The following is a 14783-nucleotide window of genomic DNA, read 5'->3' as shown; positions in this document are numbered from 1 at the left end:
TGTCCACCCGCACGGCACCGTCAGCCGGACGGTCGGCGGTGGGGCCTAGAGTGGTGTGGGTCTCCCTGCTCGGTCGCGACCCGACCGTCCCGGGAGCCACCATGTCCACCACCACGAGAACGAACGAGGTCAACGGTGACGGTGAACGACCAGGACCCGCGCAGCACGGCAGCGACCGACCAGGACCCGGAGGAGACCGCCGAGTGGCGTGAGTCGCTCGACGGACTCGTCGCGACGCACGGCCACCAGCGGGCCCGCGAGATCATGCAGAGCCTGCTGAAGCGCTCGAACGAGCTGCACCTCGGCGTGCCCATGGTCCCGACGACCGACTACGTGAACACCATCGCGCCCGAGGACGAGCCCGAGTTCCCCGGTGACGAGGAACTCGAGCGTCGCTACCGCCGGTGGATCCGGTGGAACGCCGCGATCACCGTGCACCGCGCGCAGCGCCCCGGCATCGCCGTCGGCGGCCACATCTCGACGTACGCGTCGAGCGCCGCGATGTACGAGGTCGGCTACAACCACTTCTTCCGCGCGCAGGACCACCCGTCCGGCGGCGACCAGGTCTTCTTCCAGGGCCACGCCTCCCCCGGCATGTACGCCCGCGCCTACATGGAGGGCCGCCTCAGCGAGGACCAGCTCGACGGCTTCCGCCAGGAGCACTCGCACGCCGGCGGCGGGCTGTCGTCGTACCCGCACCCGCGCCTCATGCCGCACTTCTGGCAGTTCCCGACCGTGTCGATGGGCATCGGCCCGATCAACGCGATCTACCAGGCGCAGCAGGCCAAGTACCTGTCCAACCGCGGCATCAAGGACGCGTCCGACCAGCAGGTCTGGGCGTTCCTCGGCGACGGCGAGATGGACGAGGTCGAGTCGCGCGGTCAGCTGCAGGTCGCGGCGAACGACGGGCTCGACAACCTGAACTTCGTCATCAACTGCAACCTCCAGCGCCTCGACGGCCCGGTGCGCGGCAACGGCAAGATCATCCAGGAGCTCGAGGCGTTCTTCCGCGGTGCCGGCTGGAACGTCATCAAGGTCGTCTGGGGCCGCGAGTGGGACGACCTGCTCGCCCGTGACACCGACGGCGCGCTGCTGAACCTCATGAACGCCACGCCGGACGGCGACTACCAGACCTACAAGGCCGAGAACGGTGCCTACGTCCGCGAGAACTTCTTCGGGCGCGACCCGAAGGCGCTCCAGCTGGTCGAGGGCTACTCGGACGACCAGATCTGGAACCTCAAGCGCGGCGGGCACGACTACCGCAAGGTCTACGCTGCGTTCAAGGCCGCGACCGAGCACAAGGGCCAGCCGACCGTCATCCTGGCGAAGACGGTCAAGGGCTACGGCCTCGGCCCGAGCTTCGAGGGCCGCAACGCGACCCACCAGATGAAGAAGCTCACGCTCGACAACCTCAAGCAGTTCCGCGACGAGATGCGCATCCCGATCTCCGACGCGCAGCTCGAGGAGAACCCCTACACGCCGCCGTACTACCACCCGGGTCACGACGACGAGGCGATCCAGTACATGCACGAGCGTCGCCGCGAACTCGGCGGCTACGTGCCGGAGCGTCGGACGAAGTACACGCAGTTCACGCTGCCCGACGAGTCGAAGTACCAGGTCGTCAAGAAGGGCTCCGGCAAGCAGGAGGTCGCCACGACGATGGCGTTCGCCCGCCTGCTCAAGGACCTGCTGCGCTCCCCCGACTTCGGCAACCGCGTCGTCCCGATCATCCCGGACGAGGCACGCACGTTCGGCATGGACGCGTACTTCCCGACGGCGAAGATCTACAACCCGAACGGTCAGCACTACACCTCGGTCGACCGTGAGCTCCTCCTGGCCTACAAGGAGAGCCCGCAGGGCCAGATCATCCACGTCGGCATCAACGAGGCGGGCGCCCTCGCGGCCTTCACCGCGGTCGGTACCTCGTACTCCACGCAGGGCGAGCCGCTCATCCCGGTCTACGTCTTCTACTCGCAGTTCGGGTTCCAGCGCACCGGCGACGCGATCTGGGCAGCCGGCGACCAGATGGTCCGCGGGTTCATGATCGGCGCGACCGCCGGACGCACCACCCTGACCGGTGAGGGCCTGCAGCACGCCGACGGCCACTCGCCGCTCCTCGCCGCGACGAACCCCGCCGTCGTGTCCTACGACCCGGCCTACGGCTACGAGATCGGGCACATCGTCCGGTCCGGCCTCGAGCGGATGTACGGCACGAACGAGGACGGCTCGCCGAAGCACGCCGACCCGAACGTCATGTACTACCTCACGGTCTACAACGAGCCGCTCGTGCAGCCGGCCGAGCCCGAGGGCGTCGACGTCGAGGGCATCGTCAAGGGCATGTACCTGCTCAAGCCGAGCGAGCACGACGGCCCCAAGGCCCAGCTGCTCGCGTCCGGTGTCGCGGTGCCGTGGATCCTCGAGGCGCAGCAGCTCCTCGCCGAGGACTGGGGCGTGTCCGCCGACGTCTGGAGCGTCACGAGCTGGGGTGAGCTGTACCGCGACGGTCTCGACGCGGAGCAGCACGCGTTCCTCAACCCGAACGAGGCACCGCGCACCCCGTACGTGACCGAGCGCCTGCTCGGCACCGAGGGCCCGGTCGTCGCGGTGAGCGACTTCATGCACGCCGTGCAGGAGCAGATCCGCCCGTTCGTGCCGACCGACTACGCGACCCTCGGCGCCGACGGCTTCGGCTTCTCGGACACCCGTCCGGCCGCCCGCCGCTACTTCCACATCGACGGCCCCTCGGTCGTCGTGCGGACGCTGCAGCAGCTCGCCCGCCAGGGCAAGGTCGACCAGGCACTCGTCCAGCAGGCGATCGACAAGTACCGCCTGCACGACGTGACCGCCGGCACGACCGGCAGCGCGGGCGGCGAGAGCTGACCTGCGCGTGAGCACCCCCCGCACCGTCCCTGCCGTGGGCCAGCAGAGCGACCGCGACCGCGCGCTCTCCTGGCTCCGGCAGGTGTCGGGCGAACTCTCGACCGCGACCATCAAGCGGCTCGAGGACACCCTCCCCTGGTACAGCGAGATGCCCCCGGGTCGGCGGTCCGCCGTCGGCATGGTGGCGCAGGCCGGCATCACGTCGTTCATCTCGTGGCTCGAGGGCACCGCGTCGACCCCGTGGATCGCCGCGGCCGACGTCTTCGGCTCCGCGCCGCGCGAACTCCTCCGCTCGGTGAGCCTGCAGCAGACGCTGCAGCTCATCCGCGTGGTGGTCACCGTCGTCGAGGAGCGTGCGAAGGACGACGAGATGCTGCAGGAGGCGATCCTCAAGTACTCGCGGGACATCGCCTTCGCCGCGGCCGACGTCTACGCCCGCGCGGCCGAGGCCCGCGGGCTCTGGGACGCGCGGCTCGAGGCGCTCGTGGTCGACTCGATCCTGTCGGGTGAGTACGACGACGAACTCCCGTCGCGCATCGCGGCCCTCGGCTGGCACGGCCACGGCGAGGTCGCGGTCCTCGTCGGCAACGCCCCGAAGCAGCTCGAGGTCGACCAGGTCCGCCGCACCGCGCGGCACATGGACGCCGACGTGCTCATCGGTGTGCAGGGCTCCCGGCTCGTCGTGGTCATCGGCCGCGCCACCCCGCGCGACGACGTGCCCGAGGGCGAGGAACCCGTCTCGTTCACCGCGATCGCTCAGGCCCTCGAGCCGTCCTTCGGCGAGGGGCACCTCGTGCTCGGCAACGAGGTCCCCGGGGTCGTCGACGCGTCGACGAGCGCGAAGGGCGCCCTCGCCGGGTTCGCCGTCGCGCGGGCGTGGCGCGGCGCACCCCGTCCCGCACTGGCCGACGACCTCCTGCCGGAGCGGGCGCTGGCCGGCGACCCCCTCGCCCGGTCGGCCCTGGTCCAGCGCATCTACGTCCCGCTCAAGGACCAGTCCACCGAACTGCTCCAGACGCTCTGGTGCTACCTCGACACCGGGCGCTCGCTCGAGGCCACCGCACGGGAGCTCTTCGTGCACCCGAACACCGTCCGCTACCGCCTCCGCCGGGTCGCCGACGTGATCGGCTGGGACGCCACGCACGCCCGCGACGCCCTCATCGTGCAGTCGGCGCTCATCCTCGGCGCGATGTCCGAGTCGAGCACCGGACGCCGCCGGGTCCCGTCCCGGCGCTAGGGATCGCACAACGTCTGGGCGTGTTTCGTGTGGCAACCCCACACGAACAGCAGCGGGCGCTCCCGGGAGGATTGTCCGGTGATCGTCGTCGTCGCGCCCGGACAGGGCTCCCAGACCCCCGGCTTCCTCGCCCCCTGGCTCGAGGACGCCTCCGTCCGTGACCGCGTCGGGGCGTGGTCCGAGGCCATCGGCATCGACCTGGTCCGCCACGGCACCGAGTCCGACGCCGACACCATCAAGGACACCGCACTCGCGCAGCCGCTGATCGTGGCCGCCGGGCTCGTCACCGCGGACGCCCTGCTCGCCGAGGGCCGCCGCACCCTCGTCGGCGGCGTCGCGGGCCACTCTGTCGGCGAGTTCACCGCCGCCGCGGTCGCCGGGGTCCTCGAGCCGACCGACGCGCTCGCGCTCGTCGCCGAGCGTGGCCGGGCGATGGCCGACGCCGCCGCGCTCGAGCCGACCTCGATGGCCGCCGTCCTCGGCGGCGACCCGGACGCCGTCGCCGCCGCGCTCGCGCAGCACGGCCTCGTGCCCGCCAACCACAACGGCGGCGGCCAGACCGTGGTCGCGGGTCCCGCGGACGGCATCGCGGCCCTGGCCGCCGAACCCCCCGCGAAGGCGCGCGTGATCCCGCTCGCGGTCGCCGGCGCCTTCCACACCGCGTTCATGGCCCCCGCGGTCGCCCGTGTCGCACCGGTCGCAGCCGCCGCGACCGCGCAGGACCCCACGCTCCCGATCTGGACGAACGCCGACGGCTCGCGCGTCGACGACGGCCGCCGCTTCGTCGACCTCATGGTGCGGCAGATCGAGAACCCCGTGCACTGGGACGCCGTCATGGAGTCGTTCTCCGCCGCGGGTGTCACCGGCATCATCGAACTGGCCCCGGCCGGTGCCCTGGTCGGCCTCGCCAAGCGCGGACTCCGCGGCACCCCGACCGTGGCGATCAAGACCCCCGACGACCTGCCCGCGGCGATCGAGCTCCTCGAGCGCGACGCCGACCGCGACGGTTCCGCAGGCCAGGAAGCAGACGCACCCGCATGACCGACGCCACCACCCCGACCACCGCAGCCGACGAGACGGCGCCGACCAGCGCCTCCCGTCCGCTGCTGCAGCAGCGTCGCGGCCACGAGTTCACCCGCATCCTGGCGTTCGGCGCCGCCCGCGGTGAGCACGTCGTGCCGAACGACGACCTCGTCGGCCCGATCGACTCGTCCGACGAGTGGATCCGCCAGCGCACCGGGATCGTCACCCGCAAGCGCGCCGGTGCCGACGTCGAGGCCGTCGACCTCGCCGAGGCCGCCGCCCGCGAGGCGATCGCCAAGGCCGGCATCGAGCCGTCCCAGATCGGCGTCGTGCTCGTCAGCACCGTCACGCACACCGTCGCGACCCCGTCGATGGCGTCCCTGCTCGCCGAGCGCATCGGCGCCACGCCCGCGGCCGCCTACGACGTCAGCGCCGCGTGCGCCGGCTACGCGTACGGCATCGCCCAGGCCGACTCGTTCATCAAGTCGGGCCTGGCAGACCACGTGCTCGTGATCGGCGCCGAGAAGCTCAGCGACGTCGTCGACCCGACCGACCGGTCGATCTCGTTCCTGCTCGGCGACGGCGCGGGTGCCGCGGTCGTCGGCCCGAGCGACTTCCCCGGCATCGCCCCGACGATCTGGGGCTCGGACGGCTCGAAGTGGGACGCCATCGGCATGACGGCGACCTACAACGAGTGGGCCGCCGGCGCTCCCCGCCCCACCATGCGCCAGGCCGGGCAGACGGTCTTCCGCTGGGCCGTGTGGGAGATGGTCAAGGTCGCCCGTGAGGCGCTCGAGGTCGCCGGGGTCCGCCCCGAGGACCTCGCCGCGTTCGTGCCGCACCAGGCGAACATCCGGATCATCGACGAGTTCGCCAAGCAGCTCGGCCTGCCCGACACGGTGACGATCGCGCGCGACATCACCACGACCGGCAACACCTCCGCCGCGAGCATCCCGCTCGCCACGCACCGCCTGCTCGAGGAGCACCCGGACCTGTCGGGCGGCCTCGCCCTGCAGATCGGCTTCGGCGCCGGACTCGTGTTCGGCGCGCAGGTGGTCGTCCTCCCCTAGTCCCCCGCGCCTCCGCGCACGGAACACACCCGTGCCCTAGGCTGTCCCACGGTCAAACGACACCCCCCTCAAGGAGAACACCCATGGCCCTGTCCAACGAAGAAGTCCTCGCCGGCCTGGCCGAGCTGATCAACGACGAGACCGGCATCGCGACCGACACCGTCGCCGCCGACAAGTCGTTCACCGACGACCTCGACATCGACTCCATCTCGATGATGACGATCGTCGTGAACGCCGAGGAGAAGTTCGACGTGAAGATCCCGGACGAAGAGGTCAAGAACCTCAAGACCGTGGGCAACGCCGTCGACTACATCGTCAAGGCGCAGGCCTGACGCGAGCTTCCTGAGCGCCGCGGCCCCGGCGGACCAGCCGCGGGCCGCGGCGCTCACCTCGTCCACCCCCGGCTCCTGCGAGCCAGCTCGTCCACACGAAAGAACGCGTCGTTCCATGACCAACAAGACCGTCGTCGTCACCGGGATCGGTGCCATCACGCCCCTCGCCGCGACCGCCCCGGAGACGTGGGAGGCGCTGCTCGCCGGGAAGTCCGGCATCTCCCGCATCGAGGACGAGCGCTACGCCGACCTCGAGATCCCCGTCGAGTTCGCCGGCCAGGCGCGACGCTTCCTCACCGACCAGCTGACGCGCCCCGAGGCCAAGCGCCTCGACCCGTCGTCGCAGCTCTCCCTCGTCGCCGCGCGTGAGGCCTGGGCCGACGCCGGCATCGACGCCGAGTCCGTCGTGCCCGAGCGCCTCATCGTCGACTGGGCCACCGGCATCGGCGGCGTCAACACGCTGCTCGACGCCTGGGACACCCTCCGCGAGAAGGGCCCCCGCCGCGTCCTGCCGATGACCGTCCCGATGCTCATGGCGAACGGCCCCGCCGCCGCCATCGAGATGGAGTTCGGCGCCCGCGGCGGTGCCCGCACCTACCTGTCCGCGTGCGCGTCCTCGACCGAGTCGCTGGCCGAGGCGTACCGCCACGTCGCGAACGGCGAGGCCGACATCGTCATCGCCGGTGGCGCCGAGGCCGCGCTCCACCCGCTGCCCCTCGCCGCGTTCGCGTCGATGCAGGCGCTCTCGCGTCGCAACGACTCCCCCGAGACCGCGTCGCGTCCGTACGACGTCACGCGCGACGGCTTCGTCCTGGGTGACGGCGCCGCGGCGCTCATCCTCGAGTCGAAGGAGCACGCCGAGGCCCGCGGCGCGAAGATCTACGCCGAGGTCGCCGGCTCCGGCATCACCTCGGACGCGTTCCACATCACCGCGCCGGACCCCGAGGGCAGCGCCGCCGCCCGTGCCGTCATCACCGCGCTCGAGCACGCCGGTGCCGCCCGCGAGGACGTCGTGCACGTCAACGCGCACGCCACGTCGACCCCGGTCGGCGACGTCGCCGAGTACCACGCGATGCGCCGCGTCTTCGGTGACCACCTCGACTCGATCGTCGTCTCCGCCACGAAGGCGTCGACCGGGCACCTGCTCGGTGGCGCCGGCGCGATCGAGGCCGTCTTCACCGTCCTCGCCCTGCACGAGCGCGTCGCCCCGCCGACGATCAACCTCACGCAGCAGGACCCGGAGATCGTGATGGACGTCGCGACCGCCCCGCGCGAGCTCCCCACCGGCGGCCTGGTCGCGGTGAGCAACTCGTTCGGCTTCGGCGGACACAACGCCGTGGTCGCGTTCCGCACGGCCTGATCGCGTCCGGCGGGACCCCCGTCGGTCTGGAGGCCCGTCCTGCGTCCGCAGGGCGGGCCTCCTGCCGTCCGTGGCGGGTTCGGAGCGCGAGTGGGCAGGACGTGCCGCTCACGTCCCCGGCGCGTGCACGGGACGTCGGGTGGAGGCGCCGAGCGGGCCGGATGTGGCCCGCTCGAGGATGCTGCCCCGTGACGACGGACGCCGTCCGCTCCGGAGGGAGCGGACGGCGTCCGTGGTGGGGCGGAGGAACGGGAGGGGGTCAGCCGACGCGGTGCAGCCAGACGACGGGGTTGCCCTCGGCGGCGTGGCGGAACGGCTCGAGCTCGTCGTCCCAGGCCTGCCCGAGCGCGAGCCGGAGCTCCCGGTGCAGCTCGAGTGCGTTGCTGCCCGCGACCTCCATGGCGTAGCGGACACGGTCCTCGGGGACGACCATGTTGCCGGACACGTCGGTCTGCGCGAAGAACACCCCGAGGTCGGGCGTGTGCATCCACCGGCCGCCGTCGGAGTCGGTCGTCGGCTCCTCGGTCACCTCGTAGCGCAGGTGCTCCCACCCACGGAGGGCAGAGGCGATCGACGCGCCGGTGCCGACCGGGCCCGTCCAGGTGAACTCGGTCCGACGGGATCCGTCGAGCGCGGGCTGGTCGAGCCACGAGAAGTTCACGGCGCGGCTCATCGCGCGACCTGCCGCCCATTCGACGTGCGGGCAGAGCGCGCGTGGTGAGGAGTGCACGTAGAGCACCCCTGTCGTCGTTCCGTTCACGATTCCTCCGCTTCGTCAGGTGCGACTTCCCCATCGACCTGTGGTGCGGAGTCCCGGTTCCGGAACCATCGATATCCGATTGTGATGTCCTGTCGGACACGCCCATTATGCAGCGTCAGCGCTGGGAACGCCACACCCGGGTCACCGCACGGTCGTCGCCGAGCGGATCGGCGCCACCGTCGCCGAGCGGATCGGCGCGTCCGGCAGCGCCGGGAGCCCTCAGTGCAGGACCGCGCCCGACGCGTCGACCGGGTGCCGCTCCCCCGCCCGGATCGGCACGGTCAGGCGGTTCTGCTCGGGCGGGATCGGGCAGGCGTACTGGTACGAGAAGGCGCACGGCGGCAGCACGAGCCGGTCCCAGTCGAGCGCGACCTCGGCCTCGGTGCCGGGGTCGTCGAGGAACAGGAAGCGGCCCATCGAGTACGAGCTGCCCGGATCGTCCTCGGGCAGGGCACTCGTCGCGTCCTGCACGATGAGCTGGAGTCGGGGTGTCCCGCGGTGGACGGCGGCCTGCACCGCGAGCAGGTGCGCTGCGACGCCGCCGATGACGGCCGAGACGGTGCCGGCGACCAGCAGCGGGTCGCCGGCGGCGTCGCGGACGCTGCCCCGTGCCTCCAGACCGTCGACCGGCGTGTACCTGCCGGTCGTGACGTGGGTCGGGTCGGCGGGGAACCGGGCGATGTGGTCGAAGCGGGCGACCGCGTCGGAGGCGGGGTCCCACACCCGCAGGGTGGTCCCGTGCACCGAGCCGGCCAGCCCGCCGGGGAAGGCGACCAGGGACGGCACGACGGCGGTGTCCCCCGCGACCAGCTCCGTGCCGTCCACCGGGACGCCGTCCACGACGACCCCGTCGGTCGCCTCGGCCGTGACGGACAGGCCGCCGGGCGCGGGAGCCCAGCGCCCCGGCACCGGCCACACGGGCTGCGGCTGCTCGACCGCCTGCGCCGTGACGAGCGCGAGCGGGCCGCGCGGACCCCGCGCCCAGCGGTCGCGGTCGGCGACGTGCTCCTCGAGGGAGGTCACCGGCGCCCGCTCACGAGAGCTCCTGGCGGGGGTAGATGACCTTCTGCACGATGATGATCGCCGACGCGGCGAACGGTACCGCGACGAGGGCGCCGAGCACGCCGCCGATCGTGCCGCCCGCGACGGCAGCGATGACGACGAACGCCCCGGGCACCTGCACGGCACGCGACATGATGCGCGGCGAGATGATGTACGCCTCGACCTGCATGTACACGAGGTAGTAGATCGCTGCGGCGAGGGCCGTCGCGGGTGAGGCGAACAGGCACAGCAGCGAGATGACGACCGCGGCCGCCAGCGTGCCCACGAGCGGGATGAGCGACCCGAGGAACGCGAACGTCGCGAGCAGCACGGGCAGCGGTGCACCGATGATGAGCAGGAACACCAGGCTGAGGATGCCGTTGATGAGCGCCTGGCTGATCTGCCCGACGACGTAGCGGCCCACCGCCTGCGTGATCTGCTCGCTCACGTCGATGAAGTTCTGGCGACGGGACGCCGGCACGAAGCGGTACGCCATCGACTTCAGCCCACGCATCGAGGCGAGGAAGTACAGCATCAGGATGATGACGATGACCGCGCCGGTGAGCCCGGAGAGGATGCCGCTGCCGACCGCCAGGATGCCGCCGCCGAGGCTGAGCAGGTTGCCCGGGTCCTCGACGAAGGACTGCAGGGACTGCAGGGAGTGGCCGATGTCGAAGGACCCGGCGAACTGCTTCGAGAGGTCCTGCACCCACTCCTGCCGCGCGATGTCCTCGACGATCTCGGGGAAGTTCTGGATGAGGTTCGTGGCCTGCTGGATGAGGATCGGCACGACCGCGAAGACGACCCCGGCGAACCCGCCCAGGACCCCGACGACCACGATCGTGATCGCCGTCCACCGTGGGATGTACCGCTCGAGGAACGACACGAGCGGGTCGACGCCGAGGGCCAGGAACAGCGCGACCCCGATGTAGACGAGCACGGTGCTCAGCTCGCTGACCACGGCCCCGACGACGAGGGCGATCAGGACGCCGAGCGCCCCGGTGAAGCCGAGCCGGAAGGCGTTGATGCGGACTCCGGTGCCGCCACGGGTCGTCTCGAGGGTCACGTTCGGCGTGGGTCCGCGGTCGTCGGCCTCGTCGTGCTTGCGCTTGAACTGCATCGTGGAACGGGAACCTTCTCTGGGCCGATCGTCAGCCCGCAGGCCGTGTACCAGTGGGGCGGGCGGGACTTGAACCCGCGGATCGTTCGGTTATGAGCCGACTGCCTTGACCAGCTTGGCTACCGCCCCGCGGCGACCGTCAGGCCACCGGTTCCCCACGATACAGCGACTCGAACGTCGAGAGCGTGCGGTTGATGTCGTGCGCCTCGATCATCGCGAGGCTCCGGGCCCGCATCGCCGCGTAGTCCTCGTCGGACGCCGTCAGGACGCTCGTCAGCTTGGCCGCGAGGTCGTGGACGTCGCCGGGCGCGAACAGGTACCCGTTGCCGTCGATGAGGTGCGGCAGGGCCATCGAGTCGGCGGCCACGACCGGCAGGCCGGACGCCATCGCCTCGAGCGAGGAGATGCTCTGCAGCTCGGCGGTCGACGGCATCGCGAACACGGTGCCGTTCGTCAGGGCCTCGCGCTTCGCCTGGTCGGTCACGAACCCGGCGAACCGGACGCGGTCGCCGAGGCCCAGCTCCTGCACGAGCGCGGTCAGCTTCGGGATCATCTCGCCGCCACCGACGATCGTCAGGTGCGCGTCGAGCTCGGCCGGCAGCAGCGGCAGCGCCCGGACGAGGAGGTCGAGGTTCTTCTCCGGGGCGACGCGGCCGACGAACACGATGTCGTTCGTCGCCGGCCGACCGGGGCGGGCCACGTACCGGGTCGCGTCGATGCCGCACGAGATCGCCAGGACCTGCTGCCCGGCGATCGCCTTCCGCAGGTAGTCCGCGGCGAGGACCGTCGGGGTCGTGATGGCGTCGGCCAGCCGGTAGGTCTTCGCGGCGTCGTTCCACGCGATCTTCAGCGCGATCGGCAGGGTGCGTCGGCCGAACGGCACGTACTCGAGCAGGTTCTCGGGCATGAAGTGGTTCGTGCCGATCACCCGGATGCCGCGCTCGTGTGCCTCCTGCACGATGCCGCGGCCGATCACGAGGTGCGACTGGATGTGCACGACGTCGGGCTGCACGGCGTCGAGGATCGGGCCGGTCCACCTCCGGACGCTCCAGGGCCAGACGAAGCGGAGCCAGGCGTGCCACGGCCACTTGTACGACTTGAGCCGGTGCACCACGAGGGTGACGCCGCGGTGCTCCTCGTCGAAGGTGCCGTGGTGGGCGCTGGCCGCCGGGGCGACGACGTGCACCTCGTGGCCGCGCTCGGCGAGCCCGACGGCGAGCTGTTCGGCGAAGGTGGCCGCGCCGTTCACGTCCGGTGGGAACGTGTCCGCGGCGATCAGCACGCGCAGGGGTCGGGACCCGCCCGTCGCACCCGTCGTCGTGGCGGTGGCGGTGGTGGCGTCATCGGTCACGGCTGGCGTCGTCCTCTCGTGGGCGTTGCTGGTCGGGCCTCGACGGTACCGCACCGGTCCGGGCGGAGTCGTCCGCCTCGCGGTGGACCCGGGGACGCGTCGGCGCGGCCGCCGTGCGGTGGGCGCCAGGGCGCAGCGGCACGGCCGCCGTGCGGTGGGCGCCGGGGCGCGGCGGCACGGCCGCGTGCGGTGGGCGCCGGCCCCCGGAGGCAGGCCTGGGGACGTCCGCCGTCAGGACCGGCCCTGCGGGTGGTGCTTCGCGAGCAGGAAGACGCCGGTGATCGCGATCGCCGCCGCCACCAGGAACCCGAGCACCGCGAACCACGGCGCCCCGTCGGCCTCGCCGAGCACCACGACACCGATGCCGACGGCGATGATCGGGTCGATGACCGTGAGGCCGGCGATCACGAGGTCTGCGGACCCGCTCGAGTACGCGTTCTGCACGAAGTACCCGCCGAGCGCCGCCGCGACGAGCACCCCGACGATCGCGAGCACCGTGAGCCAGTCGAAGGTGCCGTTCACGAAACGGTTCAGCACGACCTTCGCGAGCGTCGCGACGAAGCCGTAGAGGACCCCCGCGCCGACGATGTAGTACAGCGCGTTCTGGTGCTTCGCCACGAACCGGAACGACGTCAGCACGATCGCGAGCACGACCGCCAGGATCACCAGCACCGTGACGAGCTGCGGCCGGTCGATCGCACTCTCGTGCCCGACGAACGCGGCGATGCCGACGAAGATCGCGACACCGATGATGCACGTCCAGACCGCCCGTCGGGCGCGGTCGCCGAGCGGCACCCCCGAGGACCGTGACGAGAACCACGTGGTGATCACGAGCGCGACGGCGCCGAGCGGCTGCACGACGATGAGCGGCGCGTACGTGATGCTCACGAGCTGCAGCACGACCGCGAGCCCGAGCATGAGGGTGCCGAGCACCCACCACCCGCTGCCGAGCAGCGCGAGCACGTGCCGCACGGACAGGCCCTTCGACTGTCGGCCGAGCTTCGCCTCGACGCGCTGCACGCCGCGGCTCTGGAACTGCGCCCCGAGCGACAGGAACACGGCCCCGACGAGGGCGACGGGGATCATCAGTGCCTGGAACGGTGTCAGGTTCACCGCGCCCGGGATCTGGAGGTCCGTCGTCACGCGATGAGGCTACCGGTCCCGTCCGGATAACCTGGGTGAATGGCCGTCCTCCCGATCCGCATCACCGGCGAACCCGTCCTGCACGAACGCGCAGCCGAGGTCACCGTCTTCGACGACGACCTGCGCGCACTGGTGGCGGACATGTTCGAGACCATGGACCTGGCACCCGGCGTCGGGCTCGCCGGTCCCCAGGTCGGGGTCGGGAAGCGGCTGTTCGTCTACGCATGGACCGATGATGACGACGTCCTGCACCGCGGTGTGGCGATCAACCCGGTCCTGTGGACGAGCCCGCTCGTCCCCGAGGCTGTGGAGGAGCTCGACGAGGACGACGAGGCCGAGGGCTGCCTGTCCATCCCGGGCGAGCGCTTCCCCCTCCGTCGGGCCGATGCCGCGCTGCTCCGTGCCGTCGACGCCGAGGGCACCCCGTTCGAGGTCGAGGCCCACGGCTGGCTCGCCCGGATCTTCCAGCACGAGTACGACCACCTGGACGGCTACCTGTACGCCGACCGCCTCGTGCACCCGTACGCCAAGCAGGCCGCGAAGGCCGTCCGCAAGAGCAGCTGGGGCGGCCCCGGCAAGTCCTGGCTGCCCGGCCGCGACCACCCCGAGGGCTGACGCAGCGACGACCCCGAGGGCTGACGCAGCGACGACCCCGAGCGCTGACGCCGCCACGACCCCGCCACGACCCCGCGGGCTGACGCCGCCACCGGCGACGGCCGGGAGGCGCGGCTCAGCCCCGGTAGGCGCGCAACGCGTCCTGCAGGCGGTCGCGTTCCGGGTGACCGGGGCAGTACTCCAGGAGGCCCGCGGCCAGGCCCGCCTCGGCCGGTGAGGAGACCGGCGCGGTCCACGGCGCCACACCGCGCTCCGCGCAGGTCGCGGCGAGCTCCTGGAGCGTCGCCCCCTCGTCCGCTGCGCTGACGGCGGCCTCCTGCTGCGCGGACGGCTCGGTGCCGGTGACCGGCTTCGCGCTGCAGTCGGTGCGCTCGGCCTCCCACGCCGCGGCGTAGGTCGAGTAGGTCTCGGTCGCGTCACCGTCGCCCGTGCCGCACACGAACGCGAACACGATCGGCGCGCTGCCCGACGCGGCCACTCCGGTCCGGGAGCCGGTGTCCGCGGAGTCGGCAGCCTCGGGCTCCCCCGACGGTGTGCACCCGGCGAGCCCGAGCGCACCGACGACGACGAGCATCGTCACGAGGGCACGGCGGGAGGAGAGCACCTGTGAACGCTAACAGCTTCAGACCGGACGCCGCCTGCGAACACGACGGCGCCGGAGCACGGCGACCCCGGGACGCGAGAAGGCCCCGGAACACGAGGACTCCGGACGCGAGAAGGCCCCCACCGCGAACGATGAGGGCCTGCCTGCTCCCCGAGTTGGACTCGAACCAACAACCTGCCGGTTAACAGCCGGCTGCTCTGCCAATTGAGCTATCGAGGATCACTGCCCGCCGAGGTGAACCCCCCGC

13 protein-coding genes and 2 tRNA genes are annotated in these 14783 nt (G+C 71.8%); 7 read left to right on the top strand and 8 right to left on the bottom strand.

Annotated elements, in window-relative coordinates; all coding sequences use genetic code 11:
* The first annotated feature begins 135 nt into the window (after positions 1-135).
* The 6 genes from aceE to fabF all read left to right on the top strand — a co-directional run bounded on the left by aceE (position 136) and on the right by fabF (position 7902).
* On the top strand, positions 136-2880 hold the full coding sequence (aceE, locus tag QOL16_RS07355; RefSeq protein WP_071246771.1) for a pyruvate dehydrogenase (acetyl-transferring), homodimeric type: 2745 nt from the start codon (positions 136-138) through the stop codon (positions 2878-2880).
* A 34-nt stretch (positions 2881-2914) separates the two neighbouring features.
* Positions 2915-4117 (top strand): CdaR family transcriptional regulator, encoded by a 1203-nt coding sequence (locus tag QOL16_RS07350; RefSeq protein ID WP_171898692.1) that lies wholly within the window; start codon positions 2915-2917, stop codon positions 4115-4117.
* Positions 4118-4195: 78 nt separating this feature from the next.
* Positions 4196-5158: an ACP S-malonyltransferase gene (locus tag QOL16_RS07345; RefSeq protein WP_071284897.1), complete on the top strand. Its 963-nt coding sequence runs from the start codon at positions 4196-4198 to the stop codon at positions 5156-5158.
* The gene (locus tag QOL16_RS07340; protein WP_071284898.1) at positions 5155-6210 is read left to right on the top strand and encodes a beta-ketoacyl-ACP synthase III; all 1056 of its coding nucleotides are present in this window, start codon (positions 5155-5157) and stop codon (positions 6208-6210) included. The genes QOL16_RS07345 and QOL16_RS07340 overlap by 4 nt, the downstream gene beginning before the upstream one ends.
* An 83-nt stretch (positions 6211-6293) precedes the next feature.
* Complete coding sequence (locus tag QOL16_RS07335; protein ID WP_017886710.1) at positions 6294-6542, top strand: acyl carrier protein; 249 nt, start codon at positions 6294-6296, stop codon at positions 6540-6542.
* A 115-nt stretch (positions 6543-6657) separates the two neighbouring features.
* Entirely contained in the window at positions 6658-7902 is a 1245-nt protein-coding gene (gene fabF, locus QOL16_RS07330; protein WP_071284899.1) for a beta-ketoacyl-ACP synthase II, read from the top strand.
* 259 nt (positions 7903-8161) lie between these two features.
* On the opposite strand, the gene QOL16_RS07325 is transcribed toward fabF, so the two are convergent.
* From QOL16_RS07325 to QOL16_RS07300, 6 genes are all read right to left on the bottom strand, one after another.
* The gene (locus QOL16_RS07325; RefSeq protein WP_083229970.1) at positions 8162-8641 is read right to left on the bottom strand and encodes a DUF3145 domain-containing protein; all 480 of its coding nucleotides are present in this window, start codon (positions 8639-8641) and stop codon (positions 8162-8164) included.
* 240 nt (positions 8642-8881) lie between these two features.
* The gene (locus tag QOL16_RS07320; RefSeq protein WP_071284900.1) at positions 8882-9685 is read right to left on the bottom strand and encodes a DUF1684 domain-containing protein; all 804 of its coding nucleotides are present in this window, start codon (positions 9683-9685) and stop codon (positions 8882-8884) included.
* Positions 9686-9695: 10 nt separating this feature from the next.
* Positions 9696-10823 (bottom strand): AI-2E family transporter, encoded by a 1128-nt coding sequence (locus tag QOL16_RS07315; RefSeq protein ID WP_083229971.1) that lies wholly within the window; start codon positions 10821-10823, stop codon positions 9696-9698.
* Between the two features lie 54 nt (positions 10824-10877).
* Positions 10878-10952: transfer RNA gene (locus QOL16_RS07310), tRNA-Ile, on the bottom strand.
* A gap of 10 nt (positions 10953-10962) precedes the next feature.
* Entirely contained in the window at positions 10963-12174 is a 1212-nt protein-coding gene (locus tag QOL16_RS07305) for a glycosyltransferase (protein WP_065959495.1), read from the bottom strand.
* Positions 12175-12405: 231 nt separating this feature from the next.
* Positions 12406-13317: a multidrug DMT transporter permease gene (locus QOL16_RS07300; protein WP_065959496.1), complete on the bottom strand. Its 912-nt coding sequence runs from the start codon at positions 13315-13317 to the stop codon at positions 12406-12408.
* Between the two features lie 39 nt (positions 13318-13356).
* Between QOL16_RS07300 and def the strand changes: the two genes are divergently transcribed.
* Positions 13357-13932 carry a peptide deformylase gene (def, locus tag QOL16_RS07295; protein ID WP_071246763.1) on the top strand — a complete coding sequence of 192 codons (576 nt, stop codon included), beginning with the start codon at positions 13357-13359 and terminating at the stop codon, positions 13930-13932.
* A 115-nt stretch (positions 13933-14047) separates the two neighbouring features.
* Here def and QOL16_RS07290 read toward each other — a convergent pair whose 3' ends face one another.
* Positions 14048-14536 carry a hypothetical protein gene (locus tag QOL16_RS07290; protein WP_065959500.1) on the bottom strand — a complete coding sequence of 163 codons (489 nt, stop codon included), beginning with the start codon at positions 14534-14536 and terminating at the stop codon, positions 14048-14050.
* A gap of 146 nt (positions 14537-14682) precedes the next feature.
* A tRNA-Asn gene (locus QOL16_RS07285) sits at positions 14683-14755 on the bottom strand.
* Positions 14756-14783 lie beyond the last annotated feature (28 nt).

This window comes from Curtobacterium sp. MCBA15_004 (assembly GCF_001865055.2).
GTDB lineage: Bacteria > Actinomycetota > Actinomycetes > Actinomycetales > Microbacteriaceae > Curtobacterium.
This window is presented reverse-complemented; position numbering and strand designations above follow the sequence as displayed.